We start from the raw sequence: 26,146 nt of genomic DNA on the forward strand, positions 1-26,146 counted from the left end.
CACGATGAGCGGATTCGAGGAGAAGAGAAAACGGTTTGAGTTGTTGATGAAGCAGGCAGAGCTACCGGCTGGTCTGTTAGAGCCCTATTTTTTGGATGGATGGATTGAACAAGTAGAGACCAACCGGAGTAATCGGGAATGGAATATTCTGATTGCGAAGGATACGTTGGTACCCGCTCCAATCTATCGCACTTTTTGCCTGCATATTCAGGAGAAGATGAATCATATCGCCAAAATTTCATTTGGCTTCAAATATACGGATAAGGTACAGAATGGCGATATCGTCAGTGAATATTGGAATCTGTTTCTGGAGTGGGTTACCCGTGAGATTCCATCTGTAAATGGTTGGATGAACCGGACAACTTTTGAATGTGAAGAGGATCTCCTACAACTGACAATGAGTGATGCAACGTCGATGGAATTGGCTCGTAAGAAACAGATTGATCAGGCTATTACGAAATTCTATGACAAGTATTTTCATTTACCGCTCCGCATCAAGATGCAGGTGGGCGAAGTGGCCAACAATAAAGAGGCGATGGAGCAGTTCCAGGCCAAAAAACGTGTTGAGGAACTTGAGGTCATCGAGAAGATGATGAGTGAAGTGGACACAGAAATCCCGGTCGATGAGGAACAGGGCGATGTGCGTTTGCAAATGGGTTATGATATCAAGGAGCCGGCAGTGCCTATGCAGGAAATCCAGGATGAAGAGAAAAAGGTTACGCTTCAAGGTTCGGTGTTTGGTCTGGATCGTAAAGAACTGCGAAACGGAAATACACTGTTTACATTCTATCTAACCGACTTCACGGACTCCATGCAAATGAAGATGTTTGCCAAAACAAAAGAGGATGTTAAAATTCTCAGTTTGCTGGCTAACGGTAAATGGGTAAAAGTGCGTGGTCGTGTAGAATATGACCGGTTTATGCAAATTCCTGAACTCGCCATGATTCCTTCGGATCTGATTGAAGTCAAAGCACCGCCATCTCGCAAAGACAATGCACCAGAGAAACGGGTGGAGTTCCATTTGCACTCTACGATGAGTACGATGGATGCTGTAACTTCGATCGACAAATATGTGAAAATGGCAGCTGAGTGGGGACACAAGGCGATTGCTGTCAGTGATCATGGTGGTGTACAGGTATATCCCGAGGCTTCCAAGGCTGCTAAGAAAAACGGGATTAAAATGATCTACGGCCTTGAGGCCAATGTAGTGAATGACTCCGTTGCGGTCGTCATGGCTCCACAGCCGTTGGATCTCCAAACAGCGACATACATCGTATTTGATATCGAGACCACGGGTTTGTCGGTAACACAGAACAAAATCATTGAGATTGCAGCAGTGAAGATGCAAGATGGTAAAGAAATCGACCGTTTTGCGACGTTTGTGAATCCGCATGAACGCATTCCCTACAACATTCAGCAATTGACTAATATTAATGATGACATGGTAAAAGACGCACCTGAGCTGGAGCCTGTTATCCGTGATTTTGTGCAGTTTGCTGGTGATGGTGTACTTGTTGCGCATAATGCACGTTTTGATATGGGCTTTATCCAAGCTTCCCTGAAACAAATTGGATTGCCAGAGTTACCTAACCCTGTCCTGGACACGTTGGAACTGGCGCGATTGTTATTTCCAAAAAATAAGAACCACCGTCTGAATACGATGGCGGATAAATATAAGGTCGGACTCGAAAGCCATCACCGGGCCATTGATGATACGGTTGCACTCGCAGGTATACTGATCGGATTATTGAATGATGCTGCCCAGATGAAAGGGTTGACGAGACTCGATCGCTTGAATGATTATGTCGGTGTCGACTTGTCGAATACAAGACCTTTTCATTGCGGAATCTATGCACTGAATGATATCGGCAAGAAAAACCTATATAAACTGGTGTCTCTCTCTCATACGGAACATTTCAAGCGGGTACCGTGCATTCCCAAATCGAAATTGATCAATTTGCGTGAAGGCCTCGTTATTATATCGGGCTGTGAAAAAGGTGAATTCTTCGAAGCGGTGCTTAACAAGTCGCTTGAAGAAGCGGAAGAGATCGCCGAGTTCTATGACATATTGGAAATTCAACCACTTACAATGTATATGCATCTGGTGGATAAAGGTTTGGTGGCTACTCCTGAAGAAATCAAGACAGCAATCCGTAAAGTCATTGATATCGGGACGAAGCTATCTAAACCTGTTATTGCCACAGGTAATGTTCATTACTTGGAACCTCGGGACAAACTATATCGGGATATTACCATTCACGGAATTACAGGATTTAGTCCACTGAAAGATCAACGTAAACCGGATGCACATCTTAGAACGACAGAGGAAATGCTGGAAGAGTTCAAGTTCCTAGGTCAAGACAAAGCTTACGAAGTCGTCGTTACCAATACAATCGAATTGTCTGACCGATTTGAGGAAATTAAGTTGTTCCCGGACAAACTGTTTACTCCGATTTTGGAGGGTGCGGACGATGAAATCCGTAATACCTGCTATGACACAGCCAAGTCCATCTATGGCGAGGAATTACCGGAAGTGATCGTGGCACGACTGGAGAAAGAACTGATACCAATTATTAAATACGGTTTCTCTGCCAACTACCTGATCTCGGAACGATTGGTTAAAAAATCGAATCAGGATGGGTATCTCGTAGGTTCGCGGGGATCGGTTGGTTCCTCTGTTGTTGCTACATTCTTGGGTATATCCGAAGTTAATCCATTGCCTGCTCATTATATTTGTGTGAATTCGGAATGCAAACACAGCGAGTGGTTCTTGGATGGTAGTGTGCGGAGTGGATTTGACCTTCCCGAGAAAGAATGTCCGGATTGTGGTAACACACTTAAAGGAGAAGGCCAGGATATCCCGTTTGAGACTTTCCTTGGATTTAAAGGAGATAAAGTTCCCGATATCGACTTGAACTTCTCGGGTGATTACCAGCCTCATGCTCATAACTATACAAAAGTATTGTTTAGTGAAAAGAGCGTTTTCCGTGCGGGGACCATTGGTACGGTGGCTGAGAAAACAGCATTTGGTTTTGCCAAGAAGTATGAGGAAGAACATCACAAGAAATGGCGCGGAGCTGAGTTGAATCGTTTGGCTTCTGGGTGCACTGGGGTGAAACGGAGTACTGGACAGCATCCCGGCGGTATTGTCGTTGTGCCTGATTATATCGAGGTCGAAGATGTTACACCAGTTCAGTTCCCGGCTGACGATGTTAATGCGGAGTGGAAAACAACACACTTTGATTATCATGCTTTTGAAGAAAACTTGCTGAAACTTGATATTCTGGGGCACGATGATCCGACTATGATGCGGATGCTACAGGATTTGACAGGGATTGACCCGACGACCATTCCGATGAATGATCCGAAAGTCATGAGCATGTTTAACTCAACTGAAGCTTTGGGCGTTACACCGGAACAGATTCGGTCACCAGTAGCAACATTTGGCGTGCCGGAGATGGGAACGAAGTTTGTACGTCAGATGCTTGTCGAATCCCAGCCGACGTCTTTTGCGGATTTGCTGCAAATTTCCGGTTTGTCCCATGGTACAGGGGTATGGCTTGGAAACGCTCAGGATCTGATTAAGAACGGAACGTGCAACATTAAGACGGTAATCGGTTGTCGGGATGACATCATGTTGTTCCTGATCTATAAAACGGGAATGGACGCAAGTCTGGCCTTTAAGATTACCGAGAGTGTTCGTAAGGGACGTGGTTTGCCACAGGAATGGATTGACGAGATGAAGAATTGCAAAGTGCCTCAATGGTACATTGATTCTTGTCTCAAAATCCAGTACATGTTCCCGAAGGCTCACGCGGCCGCTTATGTTATTTCCGCAGTACGTACGGCATTCTTCAAGCTATATCATCCGATTGAATATTACGCAACCTACTTTACGGTTCGGGCGGATGAGATCGATATCGAACTGATGTGTCAGGGATATGATGCAATCTACCGGAAAATTACGGAGATCGAGCAATTAGGTTTCCAGGCACCGCCGAAAGAGAAAAACATGCTACCTGTTCTTGAAATGGGTCTGGAAATGGCAGCACGCGGATTCTCGCTGAAACCTATTGACTTATATCGTTCGGAAGCGACGAAGTTCATCGTTGACGGAAAAACACTAATTCCTCCATTTTCAGCTTTGGCAGGGATCGGGGATAATGCAGCTCGCAATATCGCTGCGGCAAGAGATCATGGTGAATTCCTGTCGGTGGAAGATTTCCAGCAGAAATCGAAAGCGAGTAAGACAATTGTTGAACTCCTGTCGAATATGGGATGTTTCCGTGGCTTGCCAGAGAGCAATCAGCTTTCCTTGTTCTAGGATCAGATTTGAATAAGGGAACAGGCATTAATCGGGGATACGTAATTTTTTCTTCATTAGTAAGTAATCTGCCTGAATGATCGCTTACTTGTCACTATTACCAGACTATGTTATAATTTTTGAAGTGAACGAGATAGTACGAATTTCTAAAGAGTGGGGAAACCCACTCTTTAGTCTTTGGTATACAAGAATCTTGGGTATTTAATAATCTGCCAGTGCTATTTTGCTGGTGTAACCTAAGTTGGAGGTTATTGGTTTTGAGCACAACGAACATTAAATCTACCGTGGAAGAAATGATCCAACCCTACTTGAACGAACAAGGCTTCGAGCTGGTTGACATCGAATACGTCAAAGAAGGCAGCAACTGGTTTTTACGGGTGTATGTCGACAAAGAGGGTGGCATCGACATCGACGATTGCGTCTTGATCAGCGAAAAGCTGAGCGCCAAGCTGGATGAGAACGATCCGATTCCAACCATCTATTTCCTTGAAGTGTCTTCTCCCGGTGCGGAGCGTCCACTGAAAAAACCTGAGGACGTTACCAAAGCCGTAGGCAAAAATGTTTTTGTAACAACCTACGAGCCGGTGAACGGATTGAAGGAATTTGAAGGCAAGCTGTTATCCTTTGATGACGGGGAACTCGTGATCGAAGCAGGTAAGAAACAGCATGCTATTTCTTATGATAAGGTTGCCAGTGCGCGCCTAGCTATTTTGTTTTAAGTGCCTTGTTCACTTTATTAATGAAAAAGACACATCTCACGATAACGGCAAGGTGCTCATGAGTTCAGAGCCTTTCGCCGTTTTACGTATGAGATGCCATGTTTGAAAGGGGGATCAACATTCATGAGTATGGATTTTATTGAAGCAATGAATGAATTGGAACGGGAAAAAGGGATCAGCAAGGATGTGCTGTTTGAAGCGATCGAGGCTGCACTAATTTCCAGCTACAAGCGGAATTTCAACACGGCCCAGAATGTGCGTGTTGACATGAACCGTAATACGGGAGTTATTCGGGTGTATGCCCGTAAATTGATCGTGGAAGAAGTCCTGGATTCACGTACCGAAATTTCATTGCCTGCTGCACGAGAAATCAACCCACACTTCCAGCTGGAAGATATTGCGGAGATTGAAGTTACGCCGCGTGATTTCGGACGTATCGCCGCACAGACTGCCAAACAGGTAGTGACCCAGCGGATTCGTGAAGCCGAACGCGGCCTGATCTACAACGCTTTCGTAGATAAGGAAGAAGATATCGTTACGGGAGTGGTGCAGCGTCAGGATTTGCGCAATATCTACATCGATCTGGGCAAAATCGAAGCGGCTTTACCGCTGACCGAATTGATGCCGAACGAGAAGTTTGTTCATGGTGACCGTATTAAAGCGTATATCACCAAGGTCGAGAATACGACCAAAGGGCCGCAAATCATTTTGTCCCGTACCCATCCGGGCCTCTTGAAACGTCTCTTTGAACTGGAAGTGCCTGAGATCTTTGACGGTGTAGTTGAGATTCGCTCCGTCGCTCGCGAAGCAGGGTTCCGCTCCAAGATTGCCGTACATTCCCGCAACGAGGAAGTTGATCCAGTTGGATCTTGTGTAGGTCCTAAGGGAATGCGCGTGCAGACCATTGTGGGTGAGCTGCGCGGTGAAAAAATCGACATCGTTCGTTTCTCCGATCAGGTAGACGAATATGTAGCTAATGCACTGAGTCCTTCCAAAGTATTGGAAGTTCATGTATTTGAGGAAGAAAAGATGGCTCGGGTTATCGTTCCGGACTATCAACTTTCGCTCGCTATTGGTATTAAAGGCCAAAATGCCAGATTGGCAGCCAAATTGACCGGCTGGAAAATCGACATTAAGAGCGAGAGCCAGGCGGAACAGGAATTCGGCAGAGAAAAAGATTCTTCTTCTGAAATGCATCAGGATTCCGTCTCCGTCGACTAAAGTAAAGTACGGGGGGCGCTGACGTATGAAACCAAAAAAAGTGCCGCTGCGCAAATGTGTGGCATGCCAAGAAATGATGCCCAAAAAGCAGCTGATCCGCATCGTTAAAACGCCAGAGGATGAAGTGCTGATCGATTTGACTGGCAAAAAATCCGGACGTGGTGCCTATTTATGCGGCAAAGAGTCCTGTTTTAAACTCGCACTCAAAAACCGGGCTTTGGATCGGGCGTTAAAAGGCAAAGTTTCACCTGAAATTTACGAGCAATTAGCAGCTGACTTCATCGCGGTTGAGGATGAATTCAAAGCAGCACAGGAGCGTGAACATGACTAATATTAAAACGCTGTCTTATCTGGGACTCTCTATGCGTGCAGGTAAACTTGTAACAGGTGAAGAAATTGTACTTAAAGCGATCCGTTCTTCCGAAGCTAAAATGGTTATTGTTGCGGGTGACGCCTCAGCCAATACACAAAAGAAATTTCGCGATAAATGTGGAACTTATAAGGTTCCTCTGTTAATCGGATTTGACCGGGATAGTCTGGGTTCAAGTATCGGTAAAGACACGCGTGTTGTTCTTGCAGTAACGGATCGAGGGTTTGCAAAAATGATCTCCAAGCAAGTCGGTATAATGTCGGAGGTGGAGTATATTGAGTAAACAGGAAAACAAGGATAAATTGCGAGTTTATGAATATGCGAAGTCCCTTAATATGAGTAGTAAAGAAATTATAACCATTCTTAAAAAGCTGGAAATTCCCGTAAACAATCATATGAGCGTCATGGAGAATGGTTCAGTCGGTAAGGTGGAACAATTTTTTAAAGATATAAAATCCACTGCGGCTTCGAAACAAGGCAACGATGCAAAACCAGTTGCTACTTCGGCAGTACGCAGTGACAAACCAGTGGACAGCAATAAGCCGGCCGGCGGAGTGAACACGCCGATTAGCAGTAACCCATCCGGTAGTCCCGTACAAACAAAAATACAACAGGAAAAGCAGGTAGGTATGAACAATAGACCAAATTCCAACAATAACAATGGCACCCAAAGACCCAGCGGCCAAGACAGCCGCAACAGAACAAACTCTTCCCAAGGCTCAAGCCAAGGAGGACAATCAACTAACCGTCCAAGACCAGCTCAAGGTGGACAAAGCAGTACTGCGTCCCGTCCGCAAGGATCGGGTCAACGTCCGAATAACAGCGGTGGCGGTCAAGTAAGAACTTCAGGACCTAACAGCGGTGGTAATACAGGTACTGGCGGCAACCGCAGCGGTGGCCAAGGTCAGAGCCAAGGACAAGGTCAAGGCCAACGTAGAAGCGGTCCAGGTGGTACTACTGGCAACAACAATAGTGGTAACCGTTCGAACAGCGGTGGCGGTGGACGTCGTTATGATGACAACCGTGGCGGCAACTTCCGTGGTAACCGTGGTGGCAAAAACAACCGCAACAGAAATCAACAACAGTACCAACAACGTGAGAAAATTGATAACACACCGAAGAAAATCATCGTTCGTGGTGATATGACTGTTGGTGAAACAGCGAAGTTGCTCCATAAGGATGCTTCTGAAGTTATCAAAAAGCTCATCGCTATGGGCGTTATGGCAACAATCAACCAAGAGCTTGATATCGAAACGATCCTTCTGCTTTCAGGTGAATTCGGTGTTGAGGTTGAAGTGAAGATTGTGCTTGAAGATGACCGTTTCGAAACACTGGAAGAGAATGATGATGCTGCTGACTTGCAGGCTCGTCCACCAGTAGTTACGATCATGGGTCACGTTGACCATGGTAAAACGACTTTGCTTGATGCCATTCGTTCCACGAATGTAACAGGCGGCGAAGCAGGCGGAATTACGCAACATATCGGTGCATACCAAGTTGAAATCAACAACAAAAAAATTACGTTCCTGGATACTCCGGGTCATGAAGCGTTTACAGCGATGCGTGCACGTGGAGCACAGGTTACGGATATTACAATTATTGTCGTAGCTGCTGATGACGGTGTTATGCCACAAACAGTTGAGGCCATTAACCATGCCAAAGCTGCTGGGCTTCCGATTATCGTGGCTGTCAATAAAATCGACAAACCGGGTGCTGATCCGGATAAAGTAAAACAAGAATTAACTAATTATGAACTCGTTCCGGAAGAGTGGGGCGGAGATACCATCTTTGTTAACGTGTCAGCGAAGCAAAGAATGGGTCTGGAAGGTCTGCTTGAAATGATTCTGCTCGTAGCAGAAGTGAACGAATACAAAGCGAACCCGGACAAACGTGCCCGTGGTACAGTGATTGAAGCCGAGCTGGATAAAGGACGTGGCCCAGTTGCCCGTATCCTCGTACAGCACGGTACATTGAAAGTCGGAGATGCTTTCGTAGCAGGTAATTGCTTCGGTCGTGTCCGTGCGATGGTCAATGACAAAGGTCGCCGTCTGAAAGAAGCTGGACCTTCAACACCTGTAGAAATCACAGGTTTGACTGAAGTTCCAGGTGCGGGAGATCCATTCATGGTGTTTGAAGATGAGCGCAAAGCGCGTTCCATCGCTGACAAACGTGCGATTACGCAACGTGAATCCGATCTGGGTACACATACTCGTGTAACGTTGGATGATCTGTTCCAGCACATCAAAGATGGCGAGATCAAAGATCTGAACGTAATTATCAAAGGTGACGTACAAGGTTCGGTTGAAGCATTGAAAGGTTCCCTTGCGAAGATCGAAGTTGAAGGTGTGCGCGTGAAGATCATTCATAGCGGCGCTGGTGCAATCACTGAGTCCGACATCATTTTGGCTGCAGCATCCAATGCCATCGTGATTGGTTTCAACGTTCGTCCTGATAATCAGGCGAAAGCAACTGCAGATCAAGAGCAAGTAGACATTCGTCTGCATCGCGTAATCTACAGTGTTATCGAAGAAATTGAACAAGCGATGAAAGGAATGCTTGATCCGATCTACAAAGAAAAAGTTATCGGTCATGCTGAAGTTCGTAGCACGTTCTCCATCAGTAAAGTGGGTACCATCGCTGGTTGTATGGTTACCTCGGGTAAAATTACGCGTTCTGCGGAAGCACGCCTGATTCGTGATGGCATCGTGCTTTACGAAGGTAAGCTGGATTCCCTGAAACGTTACAAAGATGATGCCAAAGAAGTAGCCCAAGGCTATGAGTGCGGTATCACACTGGATAAATACAATGATCTCAAAGAGGGCGACGTTATCGAAGCCTTCATTATGGAGACAGTACAACGATAAGCAAGGAAGCATGAGGTGAACAACAATGGCTAAGATTCGTACAGGTAGAGTGGGCGAGCAGATCAAGAAAGAATTGAGTCTGCTTATCCAGTCTGAACTGAAAGATCCACGTATCGGCTTTATTACCGTAACGGGAGTCGAAGTGACAGGAGACTTGTCGCAAGCCAAAGTTTATCTGAGTGTCTTCGGTGAACAGGAACAAAAAGATAACTCGCTCAAAGCACTGGCAAAAGCAAATGGATTTTTGCGTTCCGAGCTGGGCAAACGTATCCGATTCCGTCATGTTCCCGAGTTGATATTCAAGATCGACGAATCAATCGCCTATGGCAGCCGAATTGAGAAGCTGCTTGGCGATATTGGTTCCGACAAGAACGAATCCCAGTAACAGAATAGAGGAGACGGCAATGCACACTTATGAACAGGCGCTCCAGGCCGGAAAGCAATTTCTACTGGAGCATGATGATTACCTGGTCGTGTCGCATGTACAGCCGGACGGTGACGCAGTCAGCTCGACGGTAACGGTGGGCTGGCTGCTGTCATGTCTGGGCAAGACATTCACGATGATTAATGAAGGCGAAATTCCACAACGCATGCAATTTTTGTGGGAAGCCGGCAACATTGTGAACATGACCGAACAACCACCGCAGCGAAAATATAAAGCGGTTATCTGTGTGGATTGTGCAGACTTTGCCAGAGTAGGCTTGACGCGTCATTATTTCGAAGAAGATGCTGTTATTTTGAATATTGATCATCACCCTACGAATGACGCTTATGGTACAGTCAACATTATTAAGTCAGATGCTGCTGCAACGGCTGAAATTTTGTTCGATTTTCTTAACCTGTTCCAAGTAGCATGGGATAAAGATGTTGCAACTGCAGTCTATACAGGATTGCTTACGGATACAGGCGGGTTTCGCTATGCCAATACCAGTCCAAATGTAATGACAACGGCCTCCAGATTGCTTGAACATGGCGTGGATGGACCCTATCTCGCCCAGACCTTGTTGGAGCAGGTGACTCTTCCACAAGTTCGGATTTTGAATCAAGCACTATCAAGCCTCAAGATGACAGATGATGGCAAGATAGCCTGGGTTGTAATTACACCAGATGATATGGTCGCTTGCGGAGCAGCTAATGAAGATCTTGAAGGGGTAGTGAACTATCCGCGCAACATTCAGGGCGTGGAGGTTGGTATCTTTTTCAAAGTGATCAACGAGAGTGCCGTCAAGGTTTCTCTGCGTTCGGCTGGCAAGATTGATGTTGCTGCATTAGCACAGACCTTTGGTGGAGGCGGGCATGTTCTCGCAGCCGGATGTCGTCTAGAAGGTAGACTTGAAGATATTGTCGCAAAAGTACTGAAGCAGGTGAATGCACAATGGTAAAGCCATTTGAAGGTATACTTCCGGTATATAAACCAGCGGGATTTACTTCTCATGATGTTGTAGCCAAAATGCGTCGCATTCTCAAGATGAAGCGCATTGGGCATACGGGCACACTAGACCCACAAGTTACAGGCGTTCTGCCGCTCTGTCTTGGACGGGCGACACGCGTGGTGGAATACATGCAGGAGCTTCCGAAGGAATATCTGGCTACGCTCAGATTGGGATTGTCTACTGACACAGAGGATATGACAGGGGAAGTCATTGAGCGGTCTGAGACAACTGTGGAAGTAACACAGGAACAGGTTCAGCAGGTGCTTGAGCAGTTTCTGGGCACGATCTCTCAGGTGCCACCCATGTATTCTGCGGTAAAGGTAGACGGCAAACGTCTCTATGAGCTTGCTCGTGAAGGGAAAACGGTAGAGCGTAAGAGCCGTGAGGTCACAATCTATGAGCTTGAGCTTACAGGGATTGAGACTCATGGTGAGACGACCGATATATCCTTCCGGGCCTTGTGTTCAAAAGGTACCTACATTCGGACGTTGTGTGTAGACATTGGCCGACAACTTGGATATCCATCGACCATGGTTAGACTTGAGCGTACAATATCAGCAGGTATTTCTGCAGATCATTGTCTTCGTATTGAAGAAGTGGAACAACTTATGGCCGATGGGACTTTGGCGGAGGCGCTGATTCCTGTTGACGAGGCTATTGCTTCGATTCCAGCCCACAAGGTTGGAGAAGAACAGGCCAAAGGAGCACTTCAAGGTCAGAAACTGTCTGCACGTCTTCTGGAACCGCCCGTGGAGCAACCTGGTTTGCTGAGGTTGTATGCTCAAGACGGTACGTTTCTGGGGATATTTGAACGGGATGAGCTAAAACCAACGGTGAGGGCAGTTAAAGTCTTTTTGCCGGAATAAAGAGGTCTCGGGCTTGGAGCTGTGGTGATGCTCAAGTCTGGCCTATCAAGTGAAATGCAGGTGAATGATTGTGAAAACCGTAATGCTAACCTATCCGCAGACGTTACATTCGACTGAGCTGAGCACACTGCCCCAAGTGCTCGCGATTGGTCAATTTGACGGACTGCATCTCGGACATGCAAGTGTCATTTTATCAGCTGTCCGCATTGCACGGGAAACGGGCATGCAGGCAGCGGTCATGACCTTTCATCCACATCCGAAGGAAGTTATGCGCAAAGGGGATTACGAGGGTTATTTAACTCCCTTGAGAGATAAAGAAGACATCTTGGCAGGAATGGGCGTTGATGTGCTCTATGTGGTGGAGTTCAATGAAGACTTCTCCCGGTTGACGCCGCAACAATTCGTACATGACCTGTTGATTCCTCTTCAGACAAGAACAGCGGTGGTTGGTTTTGACTTCCGTTTCGGTCACAAGGGTGCAGGAGATGAGCAGCTTCTTCGTACATTGGGAGAAGGAGACATGACGGTGGAGACCGTTCCTCCTTTCCTGTTAAATGGTGAAAAAGTGAGCAGTTCTCTCATTCGTGGTCTGTTGAAGCGCGGGGAGATGGATGAGGCCAGTCAGTGGCTTGGCCGACCTTATAGCATCAGAGGAACCGTCATTCACGGGGAGAAGCGTGGACGAACCATTGGATTTCCGACAGCCAACCTTGAACTCACGGATCATTACGTTACACCATCGAAGGGTGTCTACGCTGTTCGTGTGCAGCATGGTGAACAGGAACTGCATGGCGTAATGAATCTTGGCGTGAAACCTACGTTTCACGAAAACGGGATGAAACCTACGTTTGAAGTGCACCTGCTACATTTTGATGGACACTTGTATGACCAGGAACTAAAGGTTGAGCTCGTTCACTATATTCGTGCAGAACGCAAGTTTGACTCGATTGATGCATTAATTAGCCAGATTCGTGAAGATGCATTGACTGCCGGCCGCCTGTTATCTTAAGGTTCTGGATTAAATGCATGTTTACATTTACTTTAACTAGGCAATTATGATATACTGTACTACGTTGTCGATTGAGACAACATTAACCTTGGCTTGGTTACTTGCTCTCACCGGCGGTGACGAGGCTAATGGCGATTATATTGAAGGAGGTGAACAGGATGGCATTGACTCAAGAACGTAAACAACAACTGATCGACGAGCACAAAACTCATGAGTCCGATACAGGATCTCCAGAGGTGCAAGTTGCTATCCTTACGGAAAACATCAGAAGTTTGACAGACCACTTGCGTACGCATAAGAAAGACCACCACTCACGTCGTGGACTTTTGAAAATGGTAGGTCAACGTCGTAAGCTTTTGGCTTACGTGAAAAACAAAGATGTTAAACGTTACAGCGCACTGATCGAAAAACTCGGATTGCGTCGTTAATTATCGTACATGTTTTCAAAACCAACCTGGCTGTTATCCGTCATTCTTTTGTCTAAAAGGACAAGCGGAACCTACAGCCGGGTTGTTTTGTAGATGAACATGTTGCCATATATTTGTAGATGGGGCTCCGTGAGGAGCTTTTGTTGTGCAGGTTAGCATGTTGCAAGATCTATACATAGCTAATGAATGCAGGACAAGCAGGAAATACTGTGAATATGCAGAATCCATTGAATTAGGAACGAATAAAAGGAGGGGTTTCATGGAACAGCGTGTTGATATGCAGCTTGGTGGAAGAAAGCTTACGCTTGAGACCGGGCGTTTGGCCAAGCAGGCTAATGCTGCCGTTAAGGTAACATACGGGGATACCGTTGTATTGTGTACCGTGACAGCATCAAGTGAGCCGAAAGATCTGGACTTTTTCCCACTAACGGTAAACTATGAAGAAAGATTGTACGCCGTAGGTAAAATCCCGGGTGGATTTATTAAACGTGAAGGCAGACCTAGTGAGAAAGCTATTCTTTCAAGCCGTCTGACAGACCGTCCAATTCGTCCATTGTTCCCGGAAGGCTTCCGGAATGATGTACAAGTTCTGAATATCGTTATGAGTGTGGACCAGGATTGCGAACCACAAATCGCTGCAATGATTGGTACATCTGCTGCACTGAGCATCTCGGATGTTCCATTTAGCGGACCTATTGGTGGCGTGAAAGTTGGACGTATCGATGGCGAGTTCATCATTAATCCAACGATTGCACAGCTCGAAGTAAGTGAGCTTGAGCTGGTAGTTGCAGGAACCAAGGATGCCATCATGATGGTAGAGGCTGAAGCAAACGAATTACCGGAAGAAGTAATGCTTGAAGCAATCATGTTTGGACATGATGAGATCAAAAACATTGTTGCGGTAATCGAACAACTCGTGCAAGTGGCTGGTAAAGAAAAAATGGCTGTTAAATTGCATGCCGTTAATGCTGAAGTCAACAGCAGTGTGCGTGATTTCGCAAGTGCTCGTCTGGTTGAAGCTGTTAAAATTGCCGAGAAGCATGCTCGTCAAGATGCGATTGATGTAGTGAATGACGAAACGGTTGCTCACTTCGAAGAGAAATATATTGAAAGTCCTGAATTGCTCAAAGACGTGAAGGAAGTTCTGCACGATATCGTTAAAGAAGAAGTGCGCCGTCTGATCACGCATGATAAAGTTCGTCCGGATGGACGTGGACTTGCTGAGATTCGTCCAATTGAATGTGATACTTCCCTGCTGCCACGTACGCACGGTTCAGGTTTGTTCACACGTGGTCAAACGCAAGCACTTAGTATCTGTACTTTGGGTGCGCTGGGTGATGTTCAGATTTTGGACGGAATCAGCCTTGAAGAAACGAAACGTTTCATGCATCATTATAACTTCCCACCATTCAGCGTAGGTGAAGCTCGTCCATTGCGTGCTCCAGGCCGTCGTGAAATCGGACATGGTGCTCTGGGTGAGCGTGCTCTTTCCAAAGTCATCCCTTCCGAAACAGATTTCCCATACACGATTCGTTTGGTATCTGAAGTTCTGGAATCCAACGGTTCAACTTCCCAGGCAAGTATCTGTGCCAGCACTTTGGCGATGATGGATGCAGGTGTACCTATCAAAGCTCCAGTTGCGGGTGTAGCTATGGGTCTGATCAAAGACGGAGATCATGTATCCATTCTGAGTGATATTCAAGGTATGGAAGATCACCTGGGTGACATGGACTTCAAAGTAGCCGGAACACCTGAAGGTGTAACTGCAATTCAAATGGACATCAAAATTGATGGTATCGATCGTCAAATTTTGTCTGAAGCATTGGCTCAAGCCAAAGAAGGTCGTTTGCACATCTTGAGCAAAATGACTGAAGTGATGAATACTCCACGTGAGCAGTTATCACAATATGCGCCTAAAATTACAACTATGCATATCAATCCGGACAAGATCCGTGATGTGATCGGTGCAGGTGGTAAAATTATCAATAAAATCATCGAAGAAACCGGTGTTAAAATTGATATTGAACAGGATGGACGTGTCTTTATCGCTTCTTCCAACCAGGATATGAATGATAAAGCCAAATCGATCATCGAAGGTATTGTGCGTGAAGTACTGGTCGGCGAGATTTATGTCGGTAAAGTAAAACGCGTTGAGAAATTCGGTGCATTCGTTGAAGTTCTTCCGAACAAAGAAGGCCTGGTACACATCTCACAACTGTCAACAGAACGTGTTGCCAAAGTGGAAGATGTTGTAGCCATCGGTGATTCCATTACGGTAAAAGTAACGGAAATTGACCCACAAGGTCGAATCAACTTGTCCCGCAAAGCAGTTTTGACTGCTGAAGCTCCGGCTCAATCCTAGGATACCGAAGCGACAGGTTATAAATTGGATATATTGAATGAAGAGACAGAATGTGAATTTCTGGCTCTTTTTTTAACGTTTAAATACGTAAAGCAAGGATGGAATCATGGCTTTCTATTCATATTTTCGCCCTTGTCCTCATATGATGGGGACAAAGACGGCGGGAGGATGGAGCTGTGGGAAACCAATCCAAAAAACTGGCGGCTGTTCTGGCGGGTGTGACTGCGGTCATATTGATCGGACAAGTTGGCAGTGTACGCACATACATTACGGAGATCCGTGATGGACCAGGTACGCAGAATGCTTTTGACATGTTCAAGGAAGCAACCGGAGAAGATGCGCTGTTGTCGGCGATTCGGGATAAGGCGGCTGAAACGAAAATTGCTCCGGTGAATGCCAGGGTGGATCGGGTATGGAAAGCCATCCCTGGTTATAATGGCATGGAGATTGATGTGGAAGCGACATACCGAAAGGCACTGAGTGGAACATTAAATACCAAGATAGCGTACGTCTATCGTCAGATTCAGCCGGAGATTCAGCTAAAGGATCTGGGTGCACATCCGATCTATCGGGGGAATGCGAGCAAGCCTATGGTTTCTTTTATGATTAATGTGGCTTGGGGGAACGAATATATTATAACGATGCTGGATACGCTCGATGCCGCGAAAGTGAAGGCCACTTTTTTTCTGGATGGAAGCTGGTTAAGTAAAAACGTTGAGCTTGCCAAGGAAATTCAGAAACGTGGACATGAGTTGTCCAATCATGCGTATTCTCACCCTAACATGAGTCGATTGAGCGCAGAGCGGGCCAAGCTGGAAATTAGCAAAACCCAAGATCTGCTCCATAAAACACTTGGTGTGGAGAATCGTTGGTTTGCTCCGCCTTCCGGTGACTTTAATCAAAAGACCGTAGATATTGCTTCTTCCATGGGACTGCAAACCGTATTATGGACAGTAGATACGGTGGATTGGCGTAAACCAAGCTCAGATGCCGTTGTTGCCAAAATTGCGAAAAATACCGAGGCTGGCACGTTAATTCTAATGCACCCCACAGCTGCTGCTTCCGGAGCTCTACAGGGTATGATTCAGTCCATACGGGCTAAAGGTCTGGTGCTCGGAACTGTAAGTGAGACGTTGTCTTCGGAACGTGTAATTGCGCCTGCGGTTGAGTGAACGTTGTTTTTTTGTTAATATCAAAAAGTTGGAACCAAATGTCGATTTCAATTTGAAGATTGAGATCAAGGCAATTATAGAGATGTAGGAGGGCCAACCATGAAAAAAATTCAGCTGGGCAATGGCCTCAGAGTTGTCATGGAACAGATACCGACCTGCCGTTCTGTGTCTTTCGGAATATGGGTCAAGACAGGTTCGCGCAATGAGCAACCTGCAAGTAACGGAGTATCACATTTTATTGAACACATGCTGTTCAAAGGAACGGATCGTTATGATGCGAAGGCAATTGCGGAGCAGTTCGATGCGATCGGTGGTAACGTGAATGCGTTCACTTCCAAAGAATACACATGTTATTATGCTAAAGTGTTGGATGAACATTTGCCGATTGCGGTTGATGTGTTGTCCGATATGTTTTTCCGCTCCAAAATGGATGATGGTGAATTGATGAAGGAGAAAAACGTCATTCTGGAAGAAATCTCGATGTATGAAGATACGCCGGATGATATGGTTCATGATCTGATGGCCTTGGCGGCCTATGGTGAGCATCCGCTCGCATACCCTATCCTGGGTACAGAAGAACGTCTTAAAGCGATGGATTCCAGCCATCTGCGTGCATATATGAAGGAGCACTACACGATTGAGAACACGGTCATTAGTATCGCGGGTAATATTGATGACAGTGTAATCGATCTGATGGAGAAGCATTTTGGTGCTTTTGATGTAAATGGAGTAACGGAAGCAGTTACGATGCCGGCATTCCAAAGCGGACAGCTCTTTCACAAAAAGAAAACGGAACAGAATCATATCTGTATCTCGTTCCCGGGCTGTAAAATCGGAGATCCACTTCAATTCGCTATGGTTGTTCTGAATAACGCCATTGGTGGAGGCATGAGTTCCAGACTGTTCCAGGAAATTCGTGAGAAACGGGGTCTTGCGTACTCCGTGTATTCCTATCATAGCTCTCATGCGGACAGTGGACTTTTCACGATATACGCGGGTACAGCACCGAAACAGACAAAAGAAGTGCTTGACCTGACCAAAGAGGTTCTGCGCGACTTGGCTGTAAACGGCTTGTCCGAAGATGAACTGCGTAAAGGAAAAGAACAGCTGAAGGGCAGCCTGATTCTTAGCTTGGAAAGCACAGGCAGTCGCATGAATCGTCTCGGTAAAAACGAGCTGATGCTGGGAAGACATCATACGCTGGATGAGATGATCACCAAGATTGAGCAAGTGACGATGGACGATATTAACGCGGTACTTGATCTGATGTTTGCTGAGCCGTTTGCACTTGCCATGGTTGGCGCTTCAGATAAGACGATCGCTGGATTGAGAAGGGATGATTTTGTTGCATTACGTTCAAATACAGAAACTGCCGGGCAATGAAGATATTAAGTTGCCACAAAAAATGTCGGAGCTGGCATCCGGCTTTGATGTAGTAGCTGCACTTCAGGAGGAAGTTGTCCTGCAACCGGGTCAGCGTACGCTGATTCCAACTGGACTTGCGATGGCAATGCCAGCTGGATTGGAAGCACAGATCCGTCCTCGGAGCGGACTGGCTTTTAAACATGGAATTACCTGCCTCAACACACCGGGTACTATCGATGCGGATTATCGCGGAGAAGTTAAAGTGCTGTTGATTAATCTGGGTCAGGAACCGTTCACGATTGTACGGGGAGAGCGCATCGCACAGATCGTCTTCCAGACCGTGCCTACGGTTGAATTGACGGAAGTGAATGAACTTTCGGAAACGGTACGTGGCGAAGGTGGATTCGGTCATACCGGGAAATAATAAGCGTAAATATACCCATTTTTTAGAGTCGTCCCTAACAGGGGCGGCTCTTTTTTGCATTCGAGAAAGAGACGGTAGAATGCAATTATTGTTTTCACCCCGCTGTGGGCCCCTGCATACGATAAGGCATACATGTGGTGAAAGGAGTGACGTCCCGATGCTGACCGGAGTCCGGATTGTAGTCCTGGGCGGAGATGCGCGGCAGCTTGAAGTCATTCAAAAGTGCGCTGAGCTGGATGCAACGGTAAGTGTAGTGGGTTTCGATAAAATGGAGCGTTCCATTCCGGGTATCGAACACCAGGAACTGGAGGACGAAGTGTTTGCTTCCGCAGATGTACTGGTACTGCCTGTTGTCGGTTGCGATGACCAGGGAAAAGTAAGTACTTCGTTCAGTGACACGCCGATCTATTTGAAAAAGGAACATGTTGCAGCATTGCCGGAGCATTGCATTGTGTTCACAGGTATGGCGAAGCCGTTCCTGCGTGAACTTTGTCTAGATAACGGGCTGAGACTTGTTGAAGTACTTGATCGTGATGATATTGCACTTTACAACTCTATTCCAACAGCTGAGGGAGCCATCGCCATAGCTATTCGGGAGACGGACTTCACAATCCATGGTTCGGAATGCATCGTGCTTGGCATCGGTCGAACAGGGTTCACAATGGCCAAAACACTGCAGGGACTTGGAGCAAATGTACGGGTGGGGATCAGGCGGGAAGAGGATGTTGCCCGCGCGACTATAATGGGCTGGAAGCCTTTTATGACAACGGATTTGGCCGCTCAAACCGGGGAAGTTGACTTGCTTTTTAATACGATACCGACTATGATAATCACAGCACAAATCCTGTCCAGAATGCCGCAAAAGGCTGTCATTATCGACCTCGCATCCGCTCCTGGCGGCTGTGATTTCAGGTATGCTGACAAACGCGGTATCAAAGCGCTACTTGCGCCTGGCCTCCCCGGCATTGTTGCTCCAAAAACGGCTGGCGGCATTATTGCCGACGCGTTGATCCGTTTGCTTTTGGAAGAACAGAACGCACGGGAGGTTAAATCATGAACTGGCAGGGAAAAACGGTAGGTTATGCAATTACGGGTTCTCATTGTACGTTTGAAGAGGTTATGCCGGTAATTAGCCGCTTCGTGGCTGAAGGTGCCAACGTCATTCCGATTATTTCCAATTCGGTACTGACGACGGATACACGCTTCGGTACGGCGCAAAATTGGCAAAAACAGTTGAAAGATATAACAGGGAATGATATCATTTCTACAATTGTTGAAGCGGAGCCATTAGGGCCTTCCAAGCTGCTTGATGTGCTGGTTATTGCTCCATGCACAGGGAATACCACAAGCAAGCTGGCTAATGCGATGACCGACAGTCCAGTGCTGATGGCAGCCAAAGCACAGATGCGCAATCAGCGTCCGCTCGTGCTCGCCATTTCCACGAATGACGGTCTGGGCTTGAATGCTGCGAATATCGCCAAATTGCTCGTGGCCAAATACTTGTATTTTGTGCCATTTGGGCAGGACGATCCAGTGAAAAAACCAAACTCGTTGGTCGCCAAAATGGAATTGATTCCAGAGGCTTGCTGGAGTGCTCTTGAGGGCAAACAGCTTCAGCCGATGATTGTGGAGCGTTCTTCACAGGCTTGATGGAACAATGATTCGGTGACAACGTTTATGCGCTTGGAGAAATGAAGAAGGGTTCGAGAGACAAAGAAAATCATGGGGGACGGTATGCTGGCTTGAACAGCTGCTTGTGTCCACGTTCCTGTCTATAAGGGCATTCCTGCTTGCCGACAGTAAAGGTTAAGCAAGCGGGAGAGGTCTATTGTGAATGTATGCGTCATGATCTCGATAACTACCGCGACCTTTGATTTGCGATTGTCCCAGACAATCACAAAACCAAGGAGCGGCATGGAATGCCGTATAAATTGCTGAAATTATCGCATCAGAACGCTCCCTAGGGTGATCCATTTGTTGATTTGACCCGTGTCCAGTCTTCTTGCGTACACAAATGGAGGAATAAAGATGCGTATCATGGTACAGAAATTTGGAGGCACGTCTCTCTCCACTGTTCAGGCGAGAGAGCATGTGCTCCGTCACGTTAAACGTGAACTTGAGGCAGGATTGAGTCTGGTCATCGTGGTGTCTGCGATGGGTCGTCGCGGCGAGCCATATGCGACCGATACGTTGCTGGACTGGGCTGCACAGAACGGAAACGCACTATCCGCACGCGAAAAGGATTTACTGCTGTGCTGTGGTGAAATCATATCTGCGACGACTTTGAGCAGTTTACTCGAACATGAAGGCATTCCAACTACAGTGCTGACCGGTGCACAAGCAGGTTTTGTGACGGACGACAATTTCGGGAATGCCCGGATATTGGATGTCCGTCCTGTTCGTGTGTTGGAGCAGCTTCAGCTTGGCCGGGTGGTTATTGTAACCGGATTCCAAGGTCAGACGGAGAACGGGGACTTCACGACACTGGGTCGTGGGGGAAGTGATACGTCTGCAACAGCTCTCGGTGCAGCATTACGTGCTGAAATGGTGGATATCTACACAGATGTGAACGGGATTCTTACTGCCGATCCACGGATTGTTGAGGATGCGCGTCCACTGACTGTTGTGAGTTATGCAGAGATCTGTAACATGGCCCACCACGGGGCCAAGGTTATCCATCCACGTGCGGTTGAGATTGCGATGCAATCCCAGATACCTGTACGGGTAAGATCTACTTTTGCAGACACGGAAGGAACGCTGGTTACGCATCCGGAAGGATTCCAGGATGTGCAGACAGGCATTGTTGACCGCTATGTAACAGGTATCGCCTATGTGAGCAATGTAACGCAAATTACGGTGGATGTACCTGGCGGTGCAGATCGATTGCAACTAAAAGTATTCAAAACCATGGCTGAGAATTCGATCAGCGTTGATTTTATTAATGTTACCCCCTCGGGAGTTGTCTATACAGTTTTTGACAGTGATTCCGAGAAAGCCATACATGTATTACAGGAGATAGGCCTCAAGCCACAAAGCCTGTCCGGTTGTGCCAAAGTTTCCGTCATTGGCGGAGGCATTAATGGTGTACCTGGAATTATGGCTCGTATCGTTGAGTCCTTGACACTGGCAGACATTCAGATCCTGCAATCGGCAGATTCGAATACAACGATCTGGGTGCTCGTAAAAAAAGAAGATATGGTTCAGGCCCTGAGGGCACTTCACGCCTCATTCGAACTTCATTTGTAAACAACTGAAGTTAGAGGAGCCAAACCTGTTTTGAAGGAGGAATCGAATTGGACTTTGGAAGATTGATTACAGCAATGGTCACTCCGTTCAATGAACAAGGAGAGATTCATTGGGAGGAAACGGCACGTCTAATCGACTATCTGATTGTAGATCAAAAGTCGGAGACGCTCGTGGTTTCCGGAACAACAGGGGAGTCTCCAACACTTAGTGATACTGAGAAAGTTCAATTATTCGAATTTGCAGTGAAACATGCGGCTGGTCGGTGCAAAATTATAGCCGGGACAGGAAGCAACAACACCGCGCATTCCATCCATTTGACACAGGAAGCTGAACGTGCCGGAGTGGATGGCATATTGCTGGTTGTTCCGTATTACAACAAACCGAGTCAAGAAGGTTTGTTCAAACATTTTGAAGCAATTGCGAACTCAACCAAGCTGCCTGTTATGCTCTACAACGTGCCTGGACGTACAGTAACCAGTCTGTCAGCCGCTACAACACTTCGTCTGGCTCAGATTCCTAACATCGTAGCTACGAAGGAATGTGCGTCTATGGAGCAGGTTACGCTGATTGCAGCAAGTGCTCCGGAGAATTTTAGAGTCTATTCCGGTGATGATGCTTCAGGCTTGCCAGCGATTGCAGTTGGTGCTCATGGGATCGTCAGCGTGGCGAGTCATGTCGTAGGGGCAGAAATGAAGAAAATGATCGATGCCTTTTATGGCGGTGCGCCTGTTCAAGCTGCTCAGATTCATCAGCAGCTCTTCCCGGTGTTTAAAGGTCTGTTTGAGTGTCCACAGCCTCTACCAAACCCGGTAGCGGTGAAATATGCGCTGACATTGCGTGGTTTGAACGTTGGCTCTGTACGCTTGCCCCTTATTCCGCCAACGGAAGAGGAGCAGGTCTACATCAAAGGTCTGCTTAATTTGTAATCATTTAGGTTGCATATGGAACTATTTTATTAATCATGAGAATTTCCATCAGATCAGCAAAAGAACCGCTCCTCTCCTTTGAGGTTGCGGTTCTTTTTTTGACGAGTAATGTGAGGTTTCTTTTTCATTGCTAAGGGGAAACCTACAGGTTAACGAGAGAGTGACTTGTTTTTTTTGTTTTTAATCATGTATAATGATGTCAAGTGACTGGGTGCGGTATTTTTTTGAAATTGAAAGCGACATCGTTTCGTGGTGTAGCTTTGCGGTGAAAAAGGAAGGAACGGCTAAGAGGAAATATCTCAAATCCAACTTGTTGGTGTAAGGGAATAACTTCGAAGAACTTCTTCCAGATATCGTGAATAAAGGTGTTCTTTTGCATTCATCCCGATAGGTGGGTATGTAATGTATGGACTACTTTTCTTAACTTACAATAAATAATAAGGTACGACGTCCAACTACCATAGGAGGTTTAGATTCATTTGTCTAAGAAAAATAATAACGATAAACTGATGATTTTTGCATTGGGCGGCGTAGGCGAGATTGGTAAAAATATGTACGTCATCCAATACGCTAACGACATTGTAGTCGTAGATGCTGGTCTTAAATTCCCTGAAGAAGATATGCTTGGTATTGATATTGTCATTCCTGACATTTCTTACCTGACTGAGAACCGTGACAAAGTAAGAGGAATTATCCTTACTCACGGACATGAGGATCACATTGGTGGTCTGCCATATGTTCTCAAACATCTGAATGTTCCTGTATATGGAACAAGACTTACACTTGGACTTGTAGAGAACAAGTTGAAAGAAGCGAACTTGCTGGGTGAAACCAAACGTATTCTGATTGATGCGGATTCCGAGATTCAACTTGGAACTGCATTGAAAGCATCGTTCTTCGCTACTAACCATAGTATTCCGGATTCCGTTGGTGTATGTGTCGAAACACCGGAAGGTGCAGTTGTTCACACAGGTGACTTCAAATTTGACCACACTCCAGTCAATGGTCAATATGCAGATCTTCAGCGTATGGCACAGATCGGAACGAATGGCGTACTTGCTTTGTTGTCCGACAGTACGAATGCTGAGAAGCCTGGATTCACACCATCGGAGAAAAATGTGGGTATCGTTCTGGAAGATATCTTCCGTAAAGCAAGCCAACGCGTTGTTGTAGCTACATTTGCTTCCAACGTACACCGTATCCAACAGGTAATCAACGCAGCAGAAGTAACTGGACGTAAAGTTGCAGTTATCGGACGCAGCATGGTCAACGTGGTCGGTATTGCTTCGGAACTGGGTTACCTTGAGATTCCGGATGGCATGATCATTGAACCCGAAGAAGTAGGCAAGATGGCTGCTGATCGTGTCGTGATTCTCTGCACAGGAAGCCAAGGCGAGCCAATGTCAGCACTGACACGTATGGCTCGTTCCACGCATCGTAAAGTGGACATCCTGCCAGGAGACACCGTTATTATCGCAGCAACACCGGTTCCAGGTAATGAAAAATATGTAGGCCGTACGATTGATGAACTGTTCCGTCTGGGCGCTAACGTGCATTACAGCGGTGCTAACAGTGGTGTTCACGTATCTGGTCACGGTAGCCAGGAAGAGCTCAAACTGATGCTCAACCTGATGAAACCGAAATTCTTCTTGCCGATTCACGGTGAATTCCGTATGCAGCGTCGCCACGCGGTTCTTGCTGAGTCTGTAGGGGTAGAACCTGAAAACATTTTCATCACGGATATCGGTGAAGTGATTGAAATTCAAGGTGGAGCAGCACGTAGAGCTGGTAAAGTTACTGCAGGTAACGTGTTGATCGACGGCTTGGGTGTAGGCGATGTGGGTAACATTGTACTTCGTGACCGCAAATTGCTGTCACAAGATGGTATCCTTGTTGTTGTGGTAACACTGAGCAAACAGGATGGAAAAATTGTTTCCGGTCCTGACATCATCTCTCGCGGATTTGTGTATGTACGCGAATCGGAAGGGCTACTGGATGAGGCCAACCGGATCGTTAGCAGCACATTGCAGAAGTTGATGAGTGAGAACGTTAACGAGTGGGCTTCACTCAAAACGAATGTTAAAGATGCACTGGGACGCTTCCTGTATGAGCAAACTCGTCGTAGACCGATGATTTTGCCAATCATTATGGAAGTTTAAAATAGCTAAAACAAAAACATATATTCAGGCACACAGTCGCCCCTTCTCTACGAGTAATATTGGACGGTTCCTCGTAGAGAAGGGGCTTTTTTTGCGTTTTTCTACGAGAACGTCAATATGTGAAGCAATTTGATGTGTCGGGTATAAGGCGGTTGGAAAAATCCCCATACTAAGGAAATACATTAAATGTTTTTGGGGAAGGGGATTAATGAAATGAATGAACATATGAATGGCAAGCAGGCGTCAAGATCCAATCAGCCGGAGGTTGAAGCACCGGAGATCCCGTTACAAGAGGACAAGGATATCTCTCCCGTAACGGAGACTATTCAGCAATTTGGGCAGACACAGTCGCCGGCAGGTGAATCCAACATTTTCTGTATGACGATTATCGGGCAGGTAGAAGGGCATCTAATTTTGCCACCACAAAATAAAACAACAAAGTATGAGCATATCATTCCACAGCTAGTGGCTGCAGAACAGAATCAGCGTATTGAAGGTATTCTGATCATTCTGAACACGGTAGGTGGAGACGTAGAGGCGGGTCTGGCCATTGCAGAGATGATTGCTTCCCTGAGCAAACCTACGGTGACTGTAGTCATTGGTGGAGGGCATAGCATTGGAGTGCCGATTGCGGTAGCTTCTACATATTCTCTGATTGCCGGAAGTGCAACGATGACGATCCATCCGATTCGGATGAACGGCCTTGTCATTGGTGTACCTCAAACGTTTGAGTATATGGAGAAAATGCAGGAAAGGGTTGTTCGATTTGTGACTTCGCATTCAAATATCTCTGAAGAGATGTTCAAAGAACTGATGTTTAAGACCGGTGAGTTGAATCGGGATATTGGTACAGCTGTAGGAAGCGCAGATGCAGTGAAATATGGATTGATGGATGCGGTAGGCGGAATTGGGCAAGCCATTGCTCAGTTAAATCAGCTCATAGGAGACAAAAGACAGACTCTGCAAGCGGGAGGTTATACCCAATGACGTTATATACGGTGATGCCCCCGGAACAACTCTGGTCGGGAATGTGGAAAGAGGGTGAAGATACAAGGGAGATCAAGATGAATGGTTTGTTAATGCAGGTGAGACCTGTGAATGACAATGAAGCCGTTATTGTGCGTTTACTGGATTGTCCGCTTGAAGCGTATCTCAATCCTGCCAATATGCCGGGTTCGACCATTCCGCTTTCAGGTAACTTGGGATCAACATAACGCGACGAATTCAGACAAATTGAGCAGAAAAAGAACATATGTAC

The 26,146-nt window shown here is 46.4% G+C and carries 22 protein-coding genes; all 22 read left to right on the plus strand.

Annotated features, from left to right (window positions below):
- Positions 1-4: 4 nt before the first annotated feature.
- Positions 5-4,324 carry a PolC-type DNA polymerase III gene (locus NYE45_RS11065; protein ID WP_340016664.1) on the plus strand — a complete coding sequence of 1,440 codons (4,320 nt, stop codon included), beginning with the start codon at positions 5-7 and terminating at the stop codon, positions 4,322-4,324.
- Positions 4,325-4,581: 257 nt separating this feature from the next.
- Entirely contained in the window at positions 4,582-5,043 is a 462-nt protein-coding gene (gene rimP, locus NYE45_RS11070) for a ribosome maturation factor RimP (protein WP_062833826.1), read from the plus strand.
- Between the two features lie 123 nt (positions 5,044-5,166).
- On the plus strand, positions 5,167-6,264 hold the full coding sequence (nusA, locus tag NYE45_RS11075; RefSeq protein WP_062833827.1) for a transcription termination factor NusA: 1,098 nt from the start codon (positions 5,167-5,169) through the stop codon (positions 6,262-6,264).
- Between the two features lie 25 nt (positions 6,265-6,289).
- Positions 6,290-6,595 (plus strand): YlxR family protein, encoded by a 306-nt coding sequence (locus NYE45_RS11080; protein ID WP_017689143.1) that lies wholly within the window; start codon positions 6,290-6,292, stop codon positions 6,593-6,595.
- Positions 6,588-6,917, plus strand: a complete 330-nt coding sequence (locus NYE45_RS11085; RefSeq protein WP_017689142.1) for a ribosomal L7Ae/L30e/S12e/Gadd45 family protein — start codon at positions 6,588-6,590, stop codon at positions 6,915-6,917. The genes NYE45_RS11080 and NYE45_RS11085 overlap by 8 nt, the downstream gene beginning before the upstream one ends.
- Complete coding sequence (gene infB / locus NYE45_RS11090) at positions 6,910-9,498, plus strand: translation initiation factor IF-2 (RefSeq protein WP_062833828.1); 2,589 nt, start codon at positions 6,910-6,912, stop codon at positions 9,496-9,498. Before NYE45_RS11085 ends, infB begins: the two co-directional genes overlap by 8 nt.
- A 25-nt stretch (positions 9,499-9,523) precedes the next feature.
- Positions 9,524-9,883, plus strand: a complete 360-nt coding sequence (rbfA, locus tag NYE45_RS11095) for a 30S ribosome-binding factor RbfA (protein WP_062833829.1) — start codon at positions 9,524-9,526, stop codon at positions 9,881-9,883.
- Positions 9,884-9,902: 19 nt separating this feature from the next.
- On the plus strand, positions 9,903-10,880 hold the full coding sequence (locus NYE45_RS11100) for a bifunctional oligoribonuclease/PAP phosphatase NrnA (RefSeq protein ID WP_062833830.1): 978 nt from the start codon (positions 9,903-9,905) through the stop codon (positions 10,878-10,880).
- Complete coding sequence (truB, locus tag NYE45_RS11105) at positions 10,874-11,797, plus strand: tRNA pseudouridine(55) synthase TruB (RefSeq protein ID WP_062833831.1); 924 nt, start codon at positions 10,874-10,876, stop codon at positions 11,795-11,797. Before NYE45_RS11100 ends, truB begins: the two co-directional genes overlap by 7 nt.
- Positions 11,798-11,879: 82 nt before the next feature.
- Positions 11,880-12,806 carry a bifunctional riboflavin kinase/FAD synthetase gene (locus tag NYE45_RS11110; RefSeq protein WP_340017353.1) on the plus strand — a complete coding sequence of 309 codons (927 nt, stop codon included), beginning with the start codon at positions 11,880-11,882 and terminating at the stop codon, positions 12,804-12,806.
- Between the two features lie 158 nt (positions 12,807-12,964).
- Positions 12,965-13,234, plus strand: a complete 270-nt coding sequence (rpsO, locus tag NYE45_RS11115) for a 30S ribosomal protein S15 (protein ID WP_056700672.1) — start codon at positions 12,965-12,967, stop codon at positions 13,232-13,234.
- Between the two features lie 259 nt (positions 13,235-13,493).
- Positions 13,494-15,596: a polyribonucleotide nucleotidyltransferase gene (gene pnp / locus NYE45_RS11120; RefSeq protein WP_076330691.1), complete on the plus strand. Its 2,103-nt coding sequence runs from the start codon at positions 13,494-13,496 to the stop codon at positions 15,594-15,596.
- Positions 15,597-15,772: 176 nt separating this feature from the next.
- Positions 15,773-16,768 (plus strand): polysaccharide deacetylase family protein, encoded by a 996-nt coding sequence (locus NYE45_RS11125; protein ID WP_340016665.1) that lies wholly within the window; start codon positions 15,773-15,775, stop codon positions 16,766-16,768.
- 99 nt (positions 16,769-16,867) lie between these two features.
- Positions 16,868-18,151 carry a pitrilysin family protein gene (locus tag NYE45_RS11130; RefSeq protein ID WP_340016666.1) on the plus strand — a complete coding sequence of 428 codons (1,284 nt, stop codon included), beginning with the start codon at positions 16,868-16,870 and terminating at the stop codon, positions 18,149-18,151.
- Positions 18,111-18,557, plus strand: a complete 447-nt coding sequence (gene dut, locus NYE45_RS11135) for a dUTP diphosphatase (protein ID WP_186333577.1) — start codon at positions 18,111-18,113, stop codon at positions 18,555-18,557. The genes NYE45_RS11130 and dut overlap by 41 nt, the downstream gene beginning before the upstream one ends.
- 157 nt (positions 18,558-18,714) lie before the next feature.
- Positions 18,715-19,614: a dipicolinate synthase subunit DpsA gene (gene dpsA, locus NYE45_RS11140; RefSeq protein ID WP_062833835.1), complete on the plus strand. Its 900-nt coding sequence runs from the start codon at positions 18,715-18,717 to the stop codon at positions 19,612-19,614.
- Positions 19,611-20,207, plus strand: a complete 597-nt coding sequence (locus tag NYE45_RS11145; protein ID WP_062833836.1) for a dipicolinate synthase subunit B — start codon at positions 19,611-19,613, stop codon at positions 20,205-20,207. Before dpsA ends, NYE45_RS11145 begins: the two co-directional genes overlap by 4 nt.
- Positions 20,208-20,585: 378 nt before the next feature.
- A complete protein-coding gene (dapG, locus tag NYE45_RS11150) occupies positions 20,586-21,803 on the plus strand; it encodes an aspartate kinase (RefSeq protein ID WP_062833837.1) in 1,218 nt (405 codons plus the stop codon).
- Between the two features lie 47 nt (positions 21,804-21,850).
- Positions 21,851-22,729: a 4-hydroxy-tetrahydrodipicolinate synthase gene (gene dapA / locus NYE45_RS11155; RefSeq protein WP_062833838.1), complete on the plus strand. Its 879-nt coding sequence runs from the start codon at positions 21,851-21,853 to the stop codon at positions 22,727-22,729.
- Positions 22,730-23,208: 479 nt separating this feature from the next.
- Positions 23,209-24,888 carry a ribonuclease J gene (locus NYE45_RS11160; protein WP_062833839.1) on the plus strand — a complete coding sequence of 560 codons (1,680 nt, stop codon included), beginning with the start codon at positions 23,209-23,211 and terminating at the stop codon, positions 24,886-24,888.
- A 213-nt stretch (positions 24,889-25,101) separates the two neighbouring features.
- The gene (locus NYE45_RS11165) at positions 25,102-25,875 is read left to right on the plus strand and encodes an ATP-dependent Clp protease proteolytic subunit (RefSeq protein ID WP_340016667.1); all 774 of its coding nucleotides are present in this window, start codon (positions 25,102-25,104) and stop codon (positions 25,873-25,875) included.
- Positions 25,872-26,102, plus strand: a complete 231-nt coding sequence (locus tag NYE45_RS11170) for a YlzJ-like family protein (RefSeq protein WP_340016668.1) — start codon at positions 25,872-25,874, stop codon at positions 26,100-26,102. Before NYE45_RS11165 ends, NYE45_RS11170 begins: the two co-directional genes overlap by 4 nt.
- Positions 26,103-26,146 lie beyond the last annotated feature (44 nt).

The organism is Paenibacillus sp. FSL K6-1318 (assembly GCF_037976905.1).
GTDB lineage: Bacteria > Bacillota > Bacilli > Paenibacillales > Paenibacillaceae > Paenibacillus > Paenibacillus amylolyticus_A.

Bases quoted from the DNA above. Each gene is read 5' to 3' on its own strand.
- NYE45_RS11145 (WP_062833836.1), top strand. From the start codon at position 19,611: ATGAACTGGCAGGGAAAAACGGTAGGTTATGCAATTACGGGTTCTCAT.
- rpsO (WP_056700672.1), top strand. From the start codon at position 12,965: ATGGCATTGACTCAAGAACGTAAACAACAACTGATCGACGAGCACAAA.
- NYE45_RS11080 (WP_017689143.1), top strand. From the start codon at position 6,290: ATGAAACCAAAAAAAGTGCCGCTGCGCAAATGTGTGGCATGCCAAGAA.
- NYE45_RS11100 (WP_062833830.1), top strand. From the start codon at position 9,903: ATGCACACTTATGAACAGGCGCTCCAGGCCGGAAAGCAATTTCTACTG.
- truB (WP_062833831.1), top strand. From the start codon at position 10,874: ATGGTAAAGCCATTTGAAGGTATACTTCCGGTATATAAACCAGCGGGA.
- dpsA (WP_062833835.1), top strand. From the start codon at position 18,715: ATGCTGACCGGAGTCCGGATTGTAGTCCTGGGCGGAGATGCGCGGCAG.
- rbfA (WP_062833829.1), top strand. From the start codon at position 9,524: ATGGCTAAGATTCGTACAGGTAGAGTGGGCGAGCAGATCAAGAAAGAA.
- NYE45_RS11110 (WP_340017353.1), top strand. From the start codon at position 11,880: ATGCTAACCTATCCGCAGACGTTACATTCGACTGAGCTGAGCACACTG.
- NYE45_RS11165 (WP_340016667.1), top strand. From the start codon at position 25,102: ATGAATGAACATATGAATGGCAAGCAGGCGTCAAGATCCAATCAGCCG.
- NYE45_RS11170 (WP_340016668.1), top strand. From the start codon at position 25,872: ATGACGTTATATACGGTGATGCCCCCGGAACAACTCTGGTCGGGAATG.
- NYE45_RS11085 (WP_017689142.1), top strand. From the start codon at position 6,588: ATGACTAATATTAAAACGCTGTCTTATCTGGGACTCTCTATGCGTGCA.
- pnp (WP_076330691.1), top strand. From the start codon at position 13,494: ATGGAACAGCGTGTTGATATGCAGCTTGGTGGAAGAAAGCTTACGCTT.
- NYE45_RS11065 (WP_340016664.1), top strand. From the start codon at position 5: ATGAGCGGATTCGAGGAGAAGAGAAAACGGTTTGAGTTGTTGATGAAG.
- nusA (WP_062833827.1), top strand. From the start codon at position 5,167: ATGAGTATGGATTTTATTGAAGCAATGAATGAATTGGAACGGGAAAAA.
- dapG (WP_062833837.1), top strand. From the start codon at position 20,586: ATGCGTATCATGGTACAGAAATTTGGAGGCACGTCTCTCTCCACTGTT.
- NYE45_RS11130 (WP_340016666.1), top strand. From the start codon at position 16,868: ATGAAAAAAATTCAGCTGGGCAATGGCCTCAGAGTTGTCATGGAACAG.